This is a genomic window from Massilia agilis, assembly GCF_024756255.1.
GTDB lineage: Bacteria > Pseudomonadota > Gammaproteobacteria > Burkholderiales > Burkholderiaceae_D > Telluria > Telluria agilis.
The window spans coordinates 195,984-212,071 of record NZ_JANUHB010000001.1 but is presented as its reverse complement, the minus strand read 5'-3'; the positions used below and the strand labels follow the sequence as shown (position 1 = coordinate 212,071).

Genomic DNA, 16,088 nt, shown 5'->3' with positions numbered 1-16,088 from the left:
CAAATTGTCCAGCCGTTGGTGCTTGCGGCGACTTTTTGGAGAACCTATGTATTCACGAATTCTTGTGCCGCTCGATCGCAGTGCGACAGCTCTTTGCGCGCTGGAGCAGGCGGCCGTGCTGGCGCGCCTGAGCGGCGGTACGATCGTCCTGTTGCACGTCGTCGAGGAGCTTGATCACGCCACCGGCTTCGAGCCCGCCAAGGTGTACACCGAGGAGGTCGAGCCCACTTTCCTGGCGGCCGGACAGGCGATGCTCGAGGAAGCCGCGGCCCGCCTGCGCAAGGACGGCGTGACCGTGGAGACGATTCTGCGGCAGAGCAGGGGTGAACGCGTGGCCGCCCTGATCGTCAGGGAGACTGCCGCCGCCAACTGCGACATCGTCATCATGGGCACCCATGGCCGCCACGGTATTGGCCGCGTGCTGCTGGGCAGCGATGCGGAGCAGGTGGCGCGCCTGTCTCCCGTTCCCGTGATGTTGGTGCGGCATGCGCAGGCGCGGCCCGACTCGGGCGCAGGCAGCTGACACACCAGCGCGCAGCGGCCCGCCCGGGTGACCGCTGCGCCGGGCCAGCACGCTGGCCAAAAACCTCACACCATCTGCACGATCGTCTTGCGGAACCGCGCCAGCGACAGGCCGAACAGCACCGAGCCGATCGCCGCCAGCGCCAGCATCGAGGGCCAGGCGATCGCCAGGCCGGCGCCGCGGAACAGGATGGCCTGGCTCAGGCTCACGAAGTGGGTCGTGGGCGCGAGCGACATCAGGTAGCGCACCGCGTCGGGCATGCTCTCACGCGGGGTGATCGCGCCGGACAGCAGTTCCAGCGGAATCAAGGTCAGCATCAGCAGCAGGCCAAACTGCGGCATGCTGCGCGCGAGCGTGGCCATGAAGATGCCCATCGACGTGGTGGCGAACAGGTGCAGCGCCACGCAACACAGGAACAAGCCCAGCGACCCCTCGATGCGCACCCCGAGCGCGCCTTTGATCACCACGGTGAGCGACACCAGCGTGGCGACCATGACGATCAGTCCCATCGCCCAGACCTTGGACAGCATGATCTCGGTGGGCGTGACCGGCATGACCAGCAGGTGTTCCACCGTGCCGTGTTCGCGCTCGCGGATCAGCGCCGCCCCGGTCAGGATGATCGACAGCATGGTGATGTTGTTCGCCAGTTCGCTGATGGAACCGAACCAGGTCGGATCGAGTGCCTGGTTGAAGCGCTGGCGCACCGTCACCTCGACCGGGCTGGCCGCGCTGCCACGGTAGCGCTGCAGGAATTCGCCGACTTCCCCCAGCACGATCTGCTGGATCCAGCCGCTGCCGGTGAAGGCCTGGCTCATCCGGGTCGCGTCCACTGCCAGCTGCACCTGTGGGCTTCTGCCGGCCAGCACGTCGCGCTGGAAGTCGGGCGGAATGTCGAGCACGAAGGTATAGGTGCCTGCGTCGAGCGCGGCGTCGACTTCGGCCGGGGTGATGCGCGCGGGCGGCGCGAACTGGGGCGGGTAGAACGCGGTGACGATGCGCGCGGACAGCGCCGAATCGTCCTCGTCCACGATCGCGATCGCGGCGCGGTGCAGTCCCTCGGGCGCGGCCGTGGCGGCGATGTACAGGGCCGCCGTGAAGGTGTACACGATCAGGAGCAGCAGCCCGGGATCGCGCCACAGGCTCCACAGTTCCTTGACGCCCAGGCGGTAGATGTTGGAAAGGCGCGGCATCTTACTTCTCCTGCTTCTTGAGCAGCGCAATCGCGGCGGACAGCACCACCGGATAGGCCAGCGCCATCGGCCACATGGCGTGGTACAGGTCGGCCAATCCGAGCGCCTTGTTGAACACGCCGCGGCTGATGTTGAACATGTGGCTGGCCGGGTACAGCTCGCCGATTACCCGCCCCGCGCCCTCGAGTGAGGAAACGGGGTTGATCAGGCCGGAGAACTGGATCGCCGGCAGCATGGTGCCGATCAGGGTAAAGAACATGGCGGCGATCTGGCTGCGTGTCAGTGCCGAGGCGAGCAGGCCGATGGCGGTGGTGCCCAGCACGTACAGCAGCGTGGCCAGCGTCAGCGCGCCGAAGCTGCCGCTGACCGGCACCCGGAACACGGTCACTGCGGCTGCGCACATCAGCAAGAAGTTGAACATCGCCATGGCGACGTAGGGCATCTGCTTGCCGATCAAGAATTCGGTGCGCGTGGCCGGCGTGACGTACAGGTTGATGATGGAGCCAAGCTCCTTCTCGCGCACCACGGCCAGCGCGGTCAGCATGGCGGGCAGCATCAGCAGGAGCAGCGGGATGACGGCGGGGACGATTGCAGGCAGGCTGCGTACGTCCGGGTTGTAGCGAAAGCGCGTCTCCACGGTGGCTGGCATGGCCGGCGTGGGCATGCCGCGTTCGAGCGCCTGTCGCATCAGCCAGTGCTGGTGCAGGCCCTGCACGTAGCCGGTGATGGTCTCGGCCCGCTGCGGCATGGCGCCATCGACCCAGATCCCGACCTGTACCTGGCGGCCGTGGGTGAGGTCGCGCGCAAAGCCGGGCGGGATTTCGACTGCGAGCGATACGTCGCCGCTGCGCATGCGGTAGTCCAGGTCCGCATAGTCGCGTAGCGGCGGTGTTTGTGTGAAGTAGCGCGATCCGGCGATGTTGAGCACGTAGTCGCGGCTCAGCGCCGTCGCGTCGCGGTCCAGTACCGCAAAGCGCAGGTTTTCCACGTCCATGTTGATGCCGTAGCCGATCACGAACATCAGCAGCAGCGAACCGACCAGCGCCAGCGTGCGGCGAATCTTGTCGCGCTTGAGCTCGAGCGCCTCGCGCCACAGGTAGCTGACCATGCGGCCCAGGCTGCGCTGCACTGCGCCATGCCTGGACGGGGCGGCTGGGGCGGCGACGCTTTCCGTCGGGGTTGCTGGCGTGTCGGGGGCGCCGCCAGCATCGCGCAGGAAGGCGATGAAAGCCTCTTCGAGCGTGGCCGTGCCGCGCGCGGCGACCAGCGCCGACGGGGCGTCGCAGGCCAGCACGCGGCCGGCGTGCATCAGCGAGATGCGGTCGCAGCGCTCGGCCTCGTTCATGAAGTGGGTGGAAATGAAGATCGTCACCCGGTCCTTGCGCGCCAGGTCGATCATCAGGCGCCAGAAGGCGTCGCGCGCCAGCGGGTCAACGCCGGAGGTCGGTTCGTCCAGGATCAGCAGTTCCGGCTTGTGCACCATCGCCACCGCCAGCGACAGGCGCTGGCGGATCCCGAGCGGCACGCGGTCGGGGAGGGCATCGAGCACGTCCTGCAGGTCGAAGCGCTCGGCCATTTCGGCCACCCGCGCGTCGATCTGATCTTCGGGAACGTGGAACAGGCGCGCGTGCAGCACCAGGTTCTGGTGCACCGTCAGTTCGCCATACAGCGAGAACGACTGCGACATGTAGCCGACGCGGCGCCGCGTTGCCAGGTCGCGCGCGTCCACCGGCTGGCCGAACAACAGGGCCTGGCCGCCGCTGGCCGGCAGCAGGCCGGTCAGCATTTTCATGGTGGTGGTCTTGCCGCAGCCATTGGAACCGAGGAAGCCGAAGATCTCGCCGCGCCGGATGCGAAAGCTCACGTGGTCCACGGCGGTGAAGTCGCCGAAGCGCATCGTCAGTTCCTTCGCCTCGATCGCGATTTCATCGTCACCGCCGGCGACCATCGGGGGCACGTGCAGCGGCGCGTAGCCGGCACGCTCATCTTCCGGCAGCAGGGCGATGAAGGCCTGCTCCAGCGTGGCGCTGCCGGTGCGCTCGAGCAGTTCGGCGGGCGCGCCGGTCGCCAGCACGCGGCCCGCGTCCATCGCGACCAGCCAGTCGAAACGCATGGCCTCGTCCATGTAGGCGGTGGCCACCATCACGCTCATGCCGGGGCGCTCGGCACGGATGCGCGCGATCAGGTCCCAGAACTGGGTGCGCGCCAGCGGGTCCACGCCGGTGGTCGGCTCGTCCAGGATGAGCAGGTCCGGGTCGTGGATCAGCGCGCAGCACAGGCCGAGCTTTTGCTTCATCCCGCCGGAGAGCTTGCCGGCGGGGCGGTCGAGGAAGGGGAACAGGCCGGTGCTGCGCGTGAGCTGGTCGATGCGGCGCCGGCGCTCGGGGCCGTCGTGTCCGAACAGGCGCCCGAAGAACTGCAGGTTTTCTTCCACCGACAGGGTGGGGTACAGGTTCTTGCCCAGCCCCTGCGGCATGTAGGCGATGCGCGGGCAAACCTGTTCGCGGTGGCGCTGTTCGGCCATGTCGCCGCCCAGCACCTCGATCCTGCCGTGCTGCATGCGGCGCGCGCCCGACAGCAGGGCGAGCAGGGTGGACTTGCCAACGCCGTCCGGGCCGATCAGTCCCACCACGCAGCCGGACGGCACGTCCAGCGTCAGCCGGTCCAGCGCCCGGGTCTTGCCGTACTCGATGCTGACATCTTCCAGCCTGGCGACGCAAGCAGGCTGGCTGGCGTGCGTCATGGCGTTACCTTGGCCGCCACTTCAGCAGGCCATGGTGCTTTCGGGTCCAGGCGGACCCAGGCTACGCCCGGCAGGCCGGTCTTCACTTGCTGGAGGTGTGCTTCCAGCAGCTTGCGGTCGATCCGGGCCTTGACCCGGAACATCAGCTTCTGGCGTTCGCTGGCGGTTTCCACCGTCTTGGGCGTGAACTGGGCGGTGCTGGCCACGTACGACACCCTGGCCGGGATCGCGTATTGGGGCACGGCGTCGAGCACCACGCGCACCTCGGCGCCAAGGCCCACCCGGCCGGCCACGGTTTCGGGCAGGAAGAAGGTCATGTACACGTCGGCCAGGTCGACCAGGTTGAGCACCTTGCCGCCGGCGCCGAGCACTTCGCCCGGCTGGGCCACGCGGTATTGCACCCGTCCGGCGCGCGGCGCGGTCAGCACCGTATCGGCCAGTTCGGCGTCGATGCGCGCGATGGTTGCGGCCGCTGCCTTTTCGTTGGCCTGCGCACTGAGCACCTGGGTACGCGTGGCGTTCACCGCGGCCTGGGCCGCACGCACCTGTGCCCGCGCCGCGGCCAGCGCGGCCAGCGTGCCGTTCACCCGGGCGCGGTCGTCGTCCAGTTCCTGGCGCGACGATGCGCCTTCGTTGGCCAGGGTCTCGGAGCGGGCCAGCCGGCGGCGCGCGGCGTCCAGGTCGCTTTCGCGCTGGCCGACCAGCGCCTTCGCGGCCAGCTGGTCGCTTTCGCGCAGGGTCACTTCGGCGCGCGCGCCTGCCAGGGCAGCGGCCGCCTGCTGCTGGCGCGCCACCGCTTCCTCGCGCTGGGCCTGCATGCTGCGGGTATCCATCCTGGCGAGCACTTGCCCGGCCTTGACGAACTCGCCTTCCTGCGCCGTGATCTCGCTGATCCGCCCTGGCACCTTGGTGGCTACGTCAACTTCGGTGGCTTCGATGCGGCCATTGCCCTTGACGAAGCCGTCAATCTTGTCGCGCTGCGAGAACGGCCCCCAGTTCACGAAGGCCCACGCGGCCACAGCGGCGACGAGCGCTACGGGCACCCACAACTTCAGTTTCTTTTCCATGGTTTTGTATTGTAGAAGACTAGTCATCGGATGGCGCCCGCGTCAGTGGCCGGCAAGCGCTGGGCGCCGCCGCCGAGCGCGCGGTACAGCGCCACCTGCGCCGACAGCTGCTGCCTGCGCAGCTGCACCAGCTGCTGCTCGGCGCCGAAGCGCTCGCGCTCCGCGTCCAACACCTCGAGGTAGGCGGCCGCGCCGCTCTCGAAGCGCAGTTGCGCCAGGCGGGCGCGCTCGGCCTGCAGCACCAGCGTGGCGCGCGTGGCCTCGGCCTGGGCGGCCAGCCCGCGCCGCGCGGCGAGCGCGTCGGCCACGTCGCGGAAGGCGCCCTGGATCGCCCGCTCGTATTGGGCCACAGCCTCTTCGCTGCGCAGCTGGGCCACCGACAGTTGCCCCTTCAGGCGCCCTCCATTGAAGATCGGCAGCGCGAGCGAAGGCGCAAAGTTCCAGGCCCGGCTGTCGTCGTTGAACAGCTCGTTGAGCGAGGTGCTGGACGCGCCCGCGGTGGCGGTGAGCGCAATGCGCGGGAAGAACGCGGCGCGTGCGGCCTGCACGTTGGCGTGGGCGGCACGCAGCTGCTGTTCGGCAGCGGCGATGTCGGCGCGCTCGAGCAGCAGGTCCGACGGCAGGCCGGGGGCGGGCTCGCGGGCCAGCGGCACGGTGCCCAGGGCGTCCAGTGCCGGCGCGAGCGTGACCGGGGCGCCGGCCAGCAGGTCGAGCACTGCGCCTTGCTGCGCGCGCGCCTGCTCCAGCTGGGCCACCTGGGCAATCGCCTGCTGCTGCAGCAGCTCGACCTGGGTCAGGTTCAGGCGCGACGCGGCGCCCAGTTCGTAGCGGCGCCGGAAGATGCGCACCGTCTCGTCGCGCAGTTCGCGCGTGCGCCGGGCCAGCGCCAGCCGCTCGTCGATCTCGCGCAGGCCCAGGTAAGCGTCGGCGACTTGCGCGATCAGGCTCACCGTGGTGGCGCGGCGCGCCTCATCGCTGGCCAGCCAGCTTGCCAGCGCGGATTCGTTCAGGCTGCGCAGGCGCCCCCACACATCCAGTTCCCACTGCGAGAAGCCGATGCCCGCCTGGAACTGGTTGCCCATGATCGGGCGGCCGATGAAGCTCTGCGCCGGCGGCACCAGTGCGCGCGTGGCTTGCAGGCTGCCGTTCACCACCGGCAGCTGTTCAGCGCGCTGGATGCCATAGGCGGCTGCGGCCTCCTGCACGCGCAGTGCCGCTGTGCGCAGCTCGCGGCTGTTCTCCAGCGCCACGCCAATGACGCGGCGCAGTTCAGGGTCCAGGAAGAAGTCCTGCCAGCCCGGCTGCGGCGCCACGGCCGCAGTGTCGCGGGCCTGCAACGGCTGCTCCGGATAGGTGGCGGGCACGGGAAAGCCGGCGGCCGGTGTGGCGCGCGGCAGCGGCGCACACGCGGCAAGGCTCAGGCAGACCGGCACGGCCGCCATCGCCGCACGCAAGCGCCGGCGCCCCGGCCGGTGCGCCTGGCTCTGTTTTGTTATTTGATCCATCTGTTTTTGTTCATTCATGGGTGTGTGGCAGCGCTCAGGACCTGAGCTCGTTTACCGCCGCACGGGTTTGCTGCGCGATCACCGCTTCTTCGTCGGCCGGCAGTACCCAGACCGCGACCGCGCTGTCCGCCGCATCCAGGCGCGGGCCGCCGGCCGCGTTGGCGGCGGGGTCGAGGCGCACGCCAAGCCAGGCCGCCTGCTCGCAGACGCGCGCGCGGATCTCGGGCGCGTGCTCGCCGATGCCGCCGGTGAAGACCAGCACGTCGAGCCCGCCGGCGGCAGCGGCAAGCGAGCCGAGTTCGCGCCCGATGCGGTACACGAACACGTCCAGCGCTTCGCGCGCGGCCGGCTCCTGGCTTGCCATCAGCTCGCGCATGTCGCCGCTGATCCCGGACAGGCCCAGCAGGCCCGACTCCTGGTACAGCAAGCGCTGCATCGCCTGCGGCGTCATCTGCTTTTCCTGCAGCAGGTACAGCAGCAGGCCGGGGTCGATGCTGCCGCAGCGCGTCGCCATGGGCAGGCCGTCGAGGGCGGAAAAGCCCATCGTGCTGGCCACGCTCCTGCCGCCCACCATGGCGCACATGCTGGCGCCGCTGCCCAGGTGCGCGGCGACGACGCGCCCGCCGGCGCGCGGTTCCAGCGCCGGCAAGGTATTGGCCACGTGCTGGTACGACAGGCCGTGGAAGCCGTAGCGCAGCACCTGCTGCTCGGCCAGCGCGCGCGGCAGCGCGTACAGGCGCGACACGCGCGGGCTGCCCAGGTGGAAGGCGGTGTCGAAGCAGGCCACTTGCGGCAGGTCCGGATGCAGCTTGGCCATGGCCTGCATCGCCGCCAGGTTGTGCGGCTGGTGAAGCGGCGCGAGCGGGTTCAGCGCGGCCAGTTCGGCCAGCAGGGCCGGCGTGACCAGCGCAGGGCCGGCGTGCGCGTTACCGCCGTGGACCACGCGGTGGCCGATGGCGGCCAGCCGCGCCGGGGCAAGGTGGCCCTCCACCCAGCCGATCACCGCCGCCAGTTGGTCGGCATAGCCGTTGATCCCTTCCAGCGGTCGGTCTTCGGTAAGCTCTCCTTGCGGCGACCAGGCGAGCAGGCGGTGCTGGTGGCCGCCGCTGTCGATCTCGCCGCGGCTGGAAAGCGCGAGCGCATCGCCGCGCTCCACGAACACCGCGAACTTGATGCTGGACGAACCGGCGTTGAAGCAGGCGTATCCCTTCATGGCGTACCAATCACGCCTGGCGTGGCCTGGTGGCGCGCGAGCAGCGCCGCCAGCGCGCACGAGGCCAGGCGCGCCAGCGGCCCGTCGGCGCGGCTGGTGAGCATGATGGGCACGCGTGCGCCGAGCACGATGCCGGCAATCTGGGCGTCGGCCAGGTATTCCAGCTGCTTGGCGAGCATGTTGCCCGCTTCGAGGTCGGGCACGACCAGGATGTCGGCGCGCCCGGCCACCGGCGACACGAAGCCCTTGGTGGCCGCCGCTTCGGCCGACACCGCCAGGTCGAACGCCATCGGCCCGTCCACGATCGCGCCGCTGATCTGGCCGCGTTCGGCCATCTTGCACAGTGCCGCCGCCTCGATGGTGGACGCGATCTTGGGATACACCGTCTCCAGCGCCGACAGGATGGCCACGCGCGGCGCCGCGATCCCGAGTGCGTGCGCCAGGTCGATGGCGTTCTGCACGATGTCGCGCTTGTCCTCCAGCGTCGGATAGACGTTGATCGCGGCGTCGGTGATCAGCAGCGGGCGCGGATAGGTGGGCACGTCCATGGCGAACACGTGGCTGATGCGGCGCGCCGTGCGCAGGCCGCTGTCCTTGGCGACCACGGCGCGCATCAGCTCGTCCGTGTGGAGCGCGCCCTTCATCAGGGCCTGCACCTCGCCGGCGCGCGCCATGGCGACCGCGGCCTCGGCCGCCGCGTGACTGTGTTCGGTCGATACGATGCGCAGGTTCGCAAGGTCGATGCCGGCGTCCGCCGCGGCGCGCCGGATCTTCGCTTCAGGGCCGACCAGCACCGGCTCGATCAGGCCCTCGCGCGCCGCCTCCACCGCGCCCAGCAGCGAGACCGCGTCCACCGGATGGACGACCGCGGTGCGCACGCGCGGCGCGTTATGCGCTGCGGCCAGCAGTTCGCGGTAGCGTCCGCCGGGCTCGTGCAGGCGCACTTCGGGCAGCGCCACGCGGGGACGCGCGACTCTCTCGGCCGGGGCAATGACCTCGGCGGTGCCGGCCACCACCTGCTCGTGACGCTGGTTGGCGACCACGCAATCGAGCGTGACGCGGCGCTTGGCCGGATCGAGCGCGGTCACGGTAACGCTGACGGTGACGCTGTCGCCCAGGCAGACCGGCTTGAGAAAGCGCAGCGACTGGCCGAGATAGATCGTGCCCGGCCCCGGGAGTTGGGTGCCCAGCACGGCCGAGACCAGCGCGCCGCTCCACATGCCGTGCGCGACCACCTCGTGGAAGGTGTCGCCGCGTGCGTATTCGTCGTCCAGGTGGGCCGGGTTGACGTCGCCCGACATCACGGCGAACAGTTCGATGTCCCTGCGGGTAAGGGTGCGGGTCAGGCTGGCGCTGTCGCCAACCGCCAGCTCGTCGAAGGTGCGGTTTTCGATCATGTCCATGGTTTCAGCGCTCCAGCACGTACTGGCCGGGCGCGGCGCAGACCGGCAGATAGCCCCGGCCAGCGGCCCCCATGGTCGGTGGCGCGGTCCGGCCGCTGGAGGATGATTCCAGCCAGTCGGTCCACGCCGGCCACCACGAGCCGTCGCGCTGGGCGGTTGCGGCCACCCAGTCGTCCGGCGCCAGGTAGGTGTCGCCATTGGTGCGGCGCGCCAGCCGGTAGTGGCGGTTGCGGTGGCCCGGCTCGCTGACGATGCCGGCATTGTGGCCGCCACTGGTCAGCACGAAGGTCACGTCGGCGCCTGCCACCAGGTTGATCTTGTACACCGACTTCCACGGGGCCACATGGTCGGTCTCGGTGGCGACCACGAACATGGGAACGTGGATGTCGGCCAGCGCGACCGGGGCATCGTCGATGCGGTAGCGTCCCTCGAACAGGTCGTTCTTCAGGAACAGGCGGCGCAGGTATTCGCTGTGCATGCGGTAGGGCATGCGCGTGGCGTCGGCATTCCACGCCATCAGGTCGTTCATCGGCTGGCGCTTGCCGAGCAGGTATTCGTTGACCACGCGCGACCACACCAGGTCGTTCGAGCGCAGCAGCTGGAAGGCCCCGGCCATTTGGCGCGTCTGCAGGTAGCCCTGGCGCCACATGATGTCCTCGAGGTAGTTCAGCTGGCTGTCGTCGATGAACAGGCGCAGTTCGCCGGCCTCGGTGAAATCGGTCTGGGCCGCGAGCAGCGTCATTGAATGGATGCGCCGGTCGCGCCGGCCCGCGAGCCAGGCCGCGGCGATCGCGAGCAGCGTGCCGCCCAGGCAGTAGCCGACCGTGTTGATGCCGCGGTCCGGAACGATGGCGGCCACCGCGTCGAGCGCGGCCAGCACGCCCATGCGCAGGTAGTCGTCCATGCCCAGGTCGCGGTCGGCTTCGACCGGGTTGTGCCACGAGATCATGAAGACCGTGTGGCCCCGGTCCACCAGGTATTTCACCAGCGAGTTCTGCGGCGACAGGTCGAGGATGTAGTACTTCATGATCCAGGCCGGCACGATCAGGATCGGCTCGGCATGCACGTCGGGCGTGGCGGGCGAGTACTGGATCAGCTCGATCAGGCGGTTGCGCAGCACGACCTGGCCCGGCGTGACCGCCACCTGCTGTCCCGGCACGAATTGGTCGGCCCCGGCCGGCGGCTGATTGAGCAGCATGCGGCGCCAGTCGTCGGCCAGGTGGGTGGCGCCGCGCACCAGGTTCTGGCCGCCTTCCTGCAGCGTCGCTTCCAGCACTTCCGGGTTCGTGGCGATGTAATTGACCGGCGAGAACATGTCGAGTGCCTGGCGGGCGACGAAGGAAACCACTTGCTCGTGGTGCGGCGACACGCCGCCAATGCCGGTGGTCACGTTGTACCACCACTGCTGGTTCAGCAGGAATCCCTGCTGCATCACGTTGAATGGCCAGCGCTGCCAGCCCGGGCCGCTGAAGCGGTGGTCCTGCGGCAGCGGCGCAATGCACGGCTCGGTGCCGCCGATGGCCGCACGGACGGCATACTCGCCGAAGCGGCCGGCCTTGCTGGTGGCCTTTTCGCACAGGCGCGCCCATTTGCCGGGCGATTGCGCCAGGTGCAGCGCCCAGTCGGTCCAGGCCAGGGCCATGGCGGCTGGAGAAATGCCGGAGGTGAGCCGGCCGAGGGCGGCGTGCAGCACGCGGTCGGTTCGGCTGGGCGTTTCGATGTCGTCACTGGAGCCCATTGCGGGCGCGGTGGCGGGGAGGGCGGTGCGAGCGGGGGGGAGTACGGCAGCGAGATTCAGCTTGAGCTTGTCCATGCGTGTACCTTACGTTCTTGATCCGCGTCAAATCCTTGACATGGATCAAGATGCTAACACTTCCGGTATTATTACCTAGAGAAAACCTTCTAAATTTCGTCTAATTGCCGCGAAAAACGATGGTCTTGTTCCCATCGACGAAAACCCGGCGCTCGATGTGGAACTTGACGGCGGCGGCCAGCGCCAGGCATTCGTTGTCGCGGCCCACGCGCACCAGTTGTTCCGGCTTGTAGCTGTGATCGACGCGGGTGACGACCTGCTCGATGATCGGGCCCTCGTCCAGGTCCGGGGTGGCGTAGTGGGCGGTGGCGCCGATCAGCTTCACCCCGCGGTCGTAGGCCTGGTGGTAAGGCTTGGCGCCCTTGAAGCCGGGCAGGAAGGAGTGGTGGATGTTGATGCAGCGGCCGGCCAGCTGGCGCGACAAGTCGTCGGACAGGATCTGCATGTAGCGCGCCAGGATCACCAGTTCCGCGCCGGTCTCATCCAGCAGTTCGAGGATGCGTGCCTCCTGCCGCTGCTTGGTGTCGCGGGTGACGGGCAGGTGCACGAAACGGATGCCCTCGCGTTCCACCATCGGCCGCAGGTCCTGGTGGTTCGACACCACCGCCGTGATTTCCATGTTCAGCTCGCCATTGCGGCGGCGGTACAGCAGGTCGTCCAGGCAGTGGTCGTATTTGGACACCATGATGACCGTCTTGACCGGCTCGGCCGGGTCGTAGATGGCCCATTCCATCTCGAGCTGGCCGGCCACTTCGGCCGGGAACTCCGCGCGGATCTGCTCGATGCCGATGTCGGCGGACATCGGCCGGAAGACCGCGCGCATGAAAAAGCGCTGGGTCGAATCGTCGTCGAACTGCTCCAGCGCGCAGATGTAGCAGTCGCGCCGGGCCAGGAAGCCCGATACGGCGGCGACGATGCCAATGGCCGCCGTGCAGCTGGCGGTAAGGATGTATTGCTTCTGTGAGGGTTGTTGCTCGATGGTGCTCATGCTCGGTCCAGGGTCCAGGTGTCTTTACTGCAATGCAGCAAGATTACCATGACGCCTGCCGAGCATGCTTCCCGGTTGCAATCTTAGCGCCCGAGCGTCCCCAGCACAGCCAGGCTCATCGCCTGCGCGGCCGTCTTGATCGAGGGCTCGGGCACCGGCGCATAGTAGGGCGAGTGGTTGAACGCAACGGGCTTGCCGTTGGTGCGTTGCGCGTCCGCCACCGCCTGCGGGTCATAGATGCCGGTGAAGAAGAACATCGAGGGCACGCCTTCGTTGACGAACTGCGAGAAGTCCTCGCTTGCGGTCATCGGCGGCATGCGCTGTGCCTTGTCGCCGAACGCGGCCTTGAACACCGCCTCGGTCTTTTGCACCAGCGCCTCGTTGTTGACGACGGCGTCGCCGCCGCGGCCTTGCAGCGACACCTCGGGCGCGGGCGCACCGGCCATGGCCGCCGATGCATTGGCGACGCGCCGCACGCCATCGAGCAGTTTGGCGCGCACCTCGGGCTTGTACGAGCGGATCGTGCCGCGGACCACGACGGTATCGGGAATGATGTTACCGACCGTGCCGCCCTGGATCGCGCCGATCGTCACCACGCCGAACTCCTTCGGGTCCTTTTCGCGGCTGATCACGGTCTGCACGTCGGTCACGAAGCGCGCCGCGATCGCGATCGGGTCGATCGTCTTGTCCGGTGCCGAGCCATGGCCGCCGCGGCCCTTGAACACGATTTCCAGCGCATCCGAGTTGGACGAGACCGGGCCGGCGTTGTAGCCCACGGTGCCATAAGCGAGCGGCCACGAATGCAGCGCAAATGCGTAGTCCGGCTTGCCGAAGCGCTTGAACAGGCCATCGTCCAGCATGGCGCGCGCGCCGGACACGATCTCCTCGGCCGGCTGGCCCACGAACATCAGCGTGCCGCTCCACTGCGACTTCAGTTCGACCAGCGTGCGCGCGGCGCCCAGCCAGCTGGCCATGTGGATGTCGTGGCCGCAGCTGTGCGCCACAAAGGTGTCGCGGCCGTCGCTTTGCGCGCGCGCGTGGCTGGCGTAGGGCAGGCCGGTCTTTTCTTCCATCGGCAAGCCATCCAGTTCGGTACGCACCAGCACCAGCGGGCCCGGGCCGTTGCGGTAGATTGCGACCACGCCGGTCTTGCCGACCTTCTCGGTCACCTCGAAGCCCAGCTTGCGCATCTCGGCCGCCAGCTTGCCGGCGGTGCGCGCTTCCTGGAACGCGATCTCCGGATGCGCATGCAGGTCCTTGTACACCCCGTCCAGCCAGGGGTACATGGCGTCGATGCGGGAGCTGACCTGGGTCGAGAGCGCTGCGGGAGCCGCTGCGTGGGCGGCGGGGAGGGCGGAAAGCAGGATGGCTGCGATGGCGAGGCGGGAAAGTCGCGTTTTCAAGGAGATCCCTTTCTGGGTCGGCTGGCTGCGGGTTGAGCAGCGGTTAGCCTAACACAGCAGGACAGGGAATTCCTGCGGCTCAGAATCGCAGCTCGCGTTCGGCCAGCGCGCTCCCCCAGTCGCGGATGATGCGCCGGTACTCGACCCCGACCTTGCGGATGCGCCGCTCCAGGTCGAACAGGCCGCAGCTGTTGACGTGGCCCAGCTGCTCGCGCAGGTCCATGTCCCAGTCCACCTGGTCGGTCAGGCTGTACCAGGTGAAGCCGATGATCGGAAAGCCCTCCTGGCGCAGGCGCAGCACGTTGCCCCATTGGCGCTCGAGCCAGTGGGCCGCGTTCAGCAGCTGGAAGTGGTTGGTCTCGGTGTGCATGATCGGCAGCCGGAACCGGCTGTAGTACTGGCGCGTCAGCCCGTAGTACCCCAGCACGTTGACGCGCCTGGTGCTGCCGTCCGCGAACACGGCCATTTCGCTGGTCTCGTAGTAGTCGGTGCCCATCACGCACCAGGGACGAATGGTGCGGTTCATGAAGTAGTCGAACTTGTCCAGCGACAGCCCGTTCTCGACCAGGTAGCGCAGCATGACCGCGGAAGGCGGATGGCTGTAGTTCAGGTCCAGCGACAGGAAGCGGCGCTCGTTCAGGTGGGCGGTGCGCTCGACGGCGGCCGGGTCGTGCGGGTGGTAGTAGCGCGTTGATTCGCTCTGCACGAACCACACCGTGCGCACCGCGCGGATCGCCTCGCTGGCGCGGATGTTCGCCTCCACGCAGTTCGACAGCGCCGTGACGAACGCGCGGTGGTCGCGCAGCTGCTCGTTCCAGTAGCCGAACAGGGCCGAGTACTCGGCGGTGATGAGCATCTCGTTGACCGGCGTGTACATCCACACCCACGGGTAGCGGCGCGCGAACGCCTCGGCGTATTCGGCGAAGTAGCGCGGAAAGTCCGGGTTCTGGAAGTTGCCGAGCCAGTCGGGCAGGCCGAAGTGGCACAGGTCGGCGATCGGCTCGATGCCGAGCCGGCTCAACTCGGCAAAAGCCTCGTCCGCAAATGACCAGTCGTACTGGCCGGGCGCGACGTGGGTGCGGTAGTAGGGCGGACCGAAGCGCAGGCAGCGCAGGCCCATGTCGTGCACGAGCCGGAAGTCCTCGCGCCAGCGCTGGTAGTGGCCGCAGGCAGCCATCTCGTCCACCCGGCGCGGCTTGCCGTCGTGGCCGGTGACGATGGGCGCGCTGTTCTCGATGCCCGTACAGAACGAGAACGAGCGCGTCAGGTTGTCGGGGTTGGGATGCGCCGGCAGGCGCGACGTGCTGGACATGGGCACACCTCGGAGTCGTTCCGTCAGACCGCTTGTGGCCGCAGTGGTTCAGCCGGCGTGATTTGGTACACTGCCGCTTTTGTTGTGCGGGACTGAACATGGCGGTATCTGGCGAGCTGCGCGCACGCGCGCTTGAATGTCTGGTGGAGACGGACCCTGCTGCAAAGACAGCGGGCGTGGCGGCACTGGCTGCGGCCAGCGCGAGCGGCGCGGCGCACCTGGACAGCGCGGCCGTCCTGCACCCGGGCGCCGCCATTCCGGGGCGTCCGCCGCGCCCGGAGCTGGTGCCGCCGCGCCTGGTGGGGCGCCGCTCGATGGCGACCGTCGAGGGCCGGGCCATGCTCATCCACGCGCTGGCGCACATTGAATTCAATGCGGTGAACCTGGCGCTGGACGCGATGTGGCGCTTCCCCGGCATGCCGCCGCGCTTTTACACCGACTGGCTGCGCGTGGCCAAGGAAGAGGCCGCGCATTTTTCGATGCTGTCCGCGCACCTGCAAACCCTGGGGCACCAATACGGCGATTTTCCCGCGCACGACAGCCTGTGGGAGATGGCCGAGAAGACCCGCGGCGACATCCTCGCTCGCATGGCGCTGGTGCCGCGCACGCTCGAGGCGCGCGGGCTGGACGCGATTCCGCCGGTACGGGCCAAGCTGGCCCAGGCCGGCGACCTGGCGGCCGCCGCGATCCTGGACGTGATCCTGCGCGAGGAGGTTGGCCATGTCGAGATCGGCAACCGCTGGTACGGCCACCTGTGTGCGCTGCGCGGGCTGGACCCGGTGCCGACCTACGCAGAGCTGGCCACGCGCTACGAGGCGCCCGTGCTCAAGGGCCCTTTCAATATCGAAGCGCGCCGCCAGGCGGGCTTTACCGAAGCCGAGCTGGCGCGCTTCGCGTGAGGGCGGCTGCTTTGCGCTAAGCTGTCGCA

General features: G+C 68.6%; 12 protein-coding genes. 2 read left to right on the top strand and 10 right to left on the bottom strand.

The genetic code is table 11. The features are described 5' to 3' along the window. The first annotated feature begins 46 nt into the window (after nucleotides 1-46). Nucleotides 47-523: a universal stress protein gene (locus tag NX774_RS00935; protein WP_258820280.1), complete on the top strand. Its 477-nt coding sequence runs from the start codon at nucleotides 47-49 to the stop codon at nucleotides 521-523. A gap of 65 nt (nucleotides 524-588) precedes the next feature. Here the strand turns inward: NX774_RS00935 and NX774_RS00930 are convergent, their stop codons facing one another. The 10 genes from NX774_RS00930 to NX774_RS00885 all read right to left on the bottom strand — a co-directional run bounded on the left by NX774_RS00930 (nucleotide 589) and on the right by NX774_RS00885 (nucleotide 15,160). Then, entirely contained in the window at nucleotides 589-1,713 is a 1,125-nt protein-coding gene (locus NX774_RS00930) for an ABC transporter permease (RefSeq protein WP_258820279.1), read from the bottom strand. Between the two features lies 1 nt (nucleotide 1,714). Continuing rightward, nucleotides 1,715-4,456, bottom strand: coding sequence for a ribosome-associated ATPase/putative transporter RbbA (gene rbbA, locus NX774_RS00925; protein WP_258820278.1), 2,742 nt, complete (start codon nucleotides 4,454-4,456; stop codon nucleotides 1,715-1,717). Then, complete coding sequence (locus NX774_RS00920) at nucleotides 4,453-5,523, bottom strand: HlyD family secretion protein (RefSeq protein ID WP_258820277.1); 1,071 nt, start codon at nucleotides 5,521-5,523, stop codon at nucleotides 4,453-4,455. Before NX774_RS00920 ends, rbbA begins: the two co-directional genes overlap by 4 nt. A 23-nt stretch (nucleotides 5,524-5,546) precedes the next feature. Beyond that, the gene (locus tag NX774_RS00915; protein ID WP_258820276.1) at nucleotides 5,547-7,046 is read right to left on the bottom strand and encodes an efflux transporter outer membrane subunit; all 1,500 of its coding nucleotides are present in this window, start codon (nucleotides 7,044-7,046) and stop codon (nucleotides 5,547-5,549) included. Nucleotides 7,047-7,062: 16 nt separating this feature from the next. Next, a complete protein-coding gene (locus NX774_RS00910; protein WP_258820275.1) occupies nucleotides 7,063-8,241 on the bottom strand; it encodes an acetate/propionate family kinase in 1,179 nt (392 codons plus the stop codon). Next, nucleotides 8,238-9,644 carry a bifunctional enoyl-CoA hydratase/phosphate acetyltransferase gene (locus NX774_RS00905; RefSeq protein WP_258820274.1) on the bottom strand — a complete coding sequence of 469 codons (1,407 nt, stop codon included), beginning with the start codon at nucleotides 9,642-9,644 and terminating at the stop codon, nucleotides 8,238-8,240. Before NX774_RS00905 ends, NX774_RS00910 begins: the two co-directional genes overlap by 4 nt. Nucleotides 9,645-9,648: 4 nt before the next feature. Beyond that, nucleotides 9,649-11,382: a PHA/PHB synthase family protein gene (locus NX774_RS00900; RefSeq protein WP_258820273.1), complete on the bottom strand. Its 1,734-nt coding sequence runs from the start codon at nucleotides 11,380-11,382 to the stop codon at nucleotides 9,649-9,651. A 175-nt stretch (nucleotides 11,383-11,557) separates the two neighbouring features. Then, nucleotides 11,558-12,445 carry a formyltetrahydrofolate deformylase gene (gene purU / locus NX774_RS00895; protein ID WP_258820272.1) on the bottom strand — a complete coding sequence of 296 codons (888 nt, stop codon included), beginning with the start codon at nucleotides 12,443-12,445 and terminating at the stop codon, nucleotides 11,558-11,560. An 83-nt stretch (nucleotides 12,446-12,528) separates the two neighbouring features. Beyond that, the gene (locus tag NX774_RS00890; protein ID WP_370660404.1) at nucleotides 12,529-13,854 is read right to left on the bottom strand and encodes an amidohydrolase; all 1,326 of its coding nucleotides are present in this window, start codon (nucleotides 13,852-13,854) and stop codon (nucleotides 12,529-12,531) included. A gap of 73 nt (nucleotides 13,855-13,927) precedes the next feature. Continuing rightward, complete coding sequence (locus tag NX774_RS00885; RefSeq protein WP_258820270.1) at nucleotides 13,928-15,160, bottom strand: family 1 glycosylhydrolase; 1,233 nt, start codon at nucleotides 15,158-15,160, stop codon at nucleotides 13,928-13,930. A 98-nt stretch (nucleotides 15,161-15,258) separates the two neighbouring features. On the opposite strand from NX774_RS00885, the gene NX774_RS00880 reads away from it, so the two are divergent. Continuing rightward, on the top strand, nucleotides 15,259-16,059 hold the full coding sequence (locus tag NX774_RS00880; protein WP_258820269.1) for a ferritin-like domain-containing protein: 801 nt from the start codon (nucleotides 15,259-15,261) through the stop codon (nucleotides 16,057-16,059). The last annotated feature ends 29 nt before the right edge of the window (nucleotides 16,060-16,088 follow it).

Excerpts from the sequence above, each read along its gene's own strand:
- NX774_RS00920 (WP_258820277.1), bottom strand. The coding sequence starts at position 5,523 with ATGGAAAAGAAACTGAAGTTGTGGGTGCCCGTAGCGCTCGTCGCCGCT.
- NX774_RS00915 (WP_258820276.1), bottom strand. The coding sequence starts at position 7,046 with ATGAATGAACAAAAACAGATGGATCAAATAACAAAACAGAGCCAGGCG.
- purU (WP_258820272.1), bottom strand. The coding sequence starts at position 12,445 with ATGAGCACCATCGAGCAACAACCCTCACAGAAGCAATACATCCTTACC.
- rbbA (WP_258820278.1), bottom strand. The coding sequence starts at position 4,456 with ATGACGCACGCCAGCCAGCCTGCTTGCGTCGCCAGGCTGGAAGATGTC.
- NX774_RS00930 (WP_258820279.1), bottom strand. The coding sequence starts at position 1,713 with ATGCCGCGCCTTTCCAACATCTACCGCCTGGGCGTCAAGGAACTGTGG.
- NX774_RS00935 (WP_258820280.1), top strand. The coding sequence starts at position 47 with ATGTATTCACGAATTCTTGTGCCGCTCGATCGCAGTGCGACAGCTCTT.
- NX774_RS00880 (WP_258820269.1), top strand. The coding sequence starts at position 15,259 with ATGGCGGTATCTGGCGAGCTGCGCGCACGCGCGCTTGAATGTCTGGTG.
- NX774_RS00910 (WP_258820275.1), bottom strand. The coding sequence starts at position 8,241 with ATGAAGGGATACGCCTGCTTCAACGCCGGTTCGTCCAGCATCAAGTTC.
- NX774_RS00900 (WP_258820273.1), bottom strand. The coding sequence starts at position 11,382 with ATGGGCTCCAGTGACGACATCGAAACGCCCAGCCGAACCGACCGCGTG.
- NX774_RS00885 (WP_258820270.1), bottom strand. The coding sequence starts at position 15,160 with ATGTCCAGCACGTCGCGCCTGCCGGCGCATCCCAACCCCGACAACCTG.
- NX774_RS00905 (WP_258820274.1), bottom strand. The coding sequence starts at position 9,644 with ATGGACATGATCGAAAACCGCACCTTCGACGAGCTGGCGGTTGGCGAC.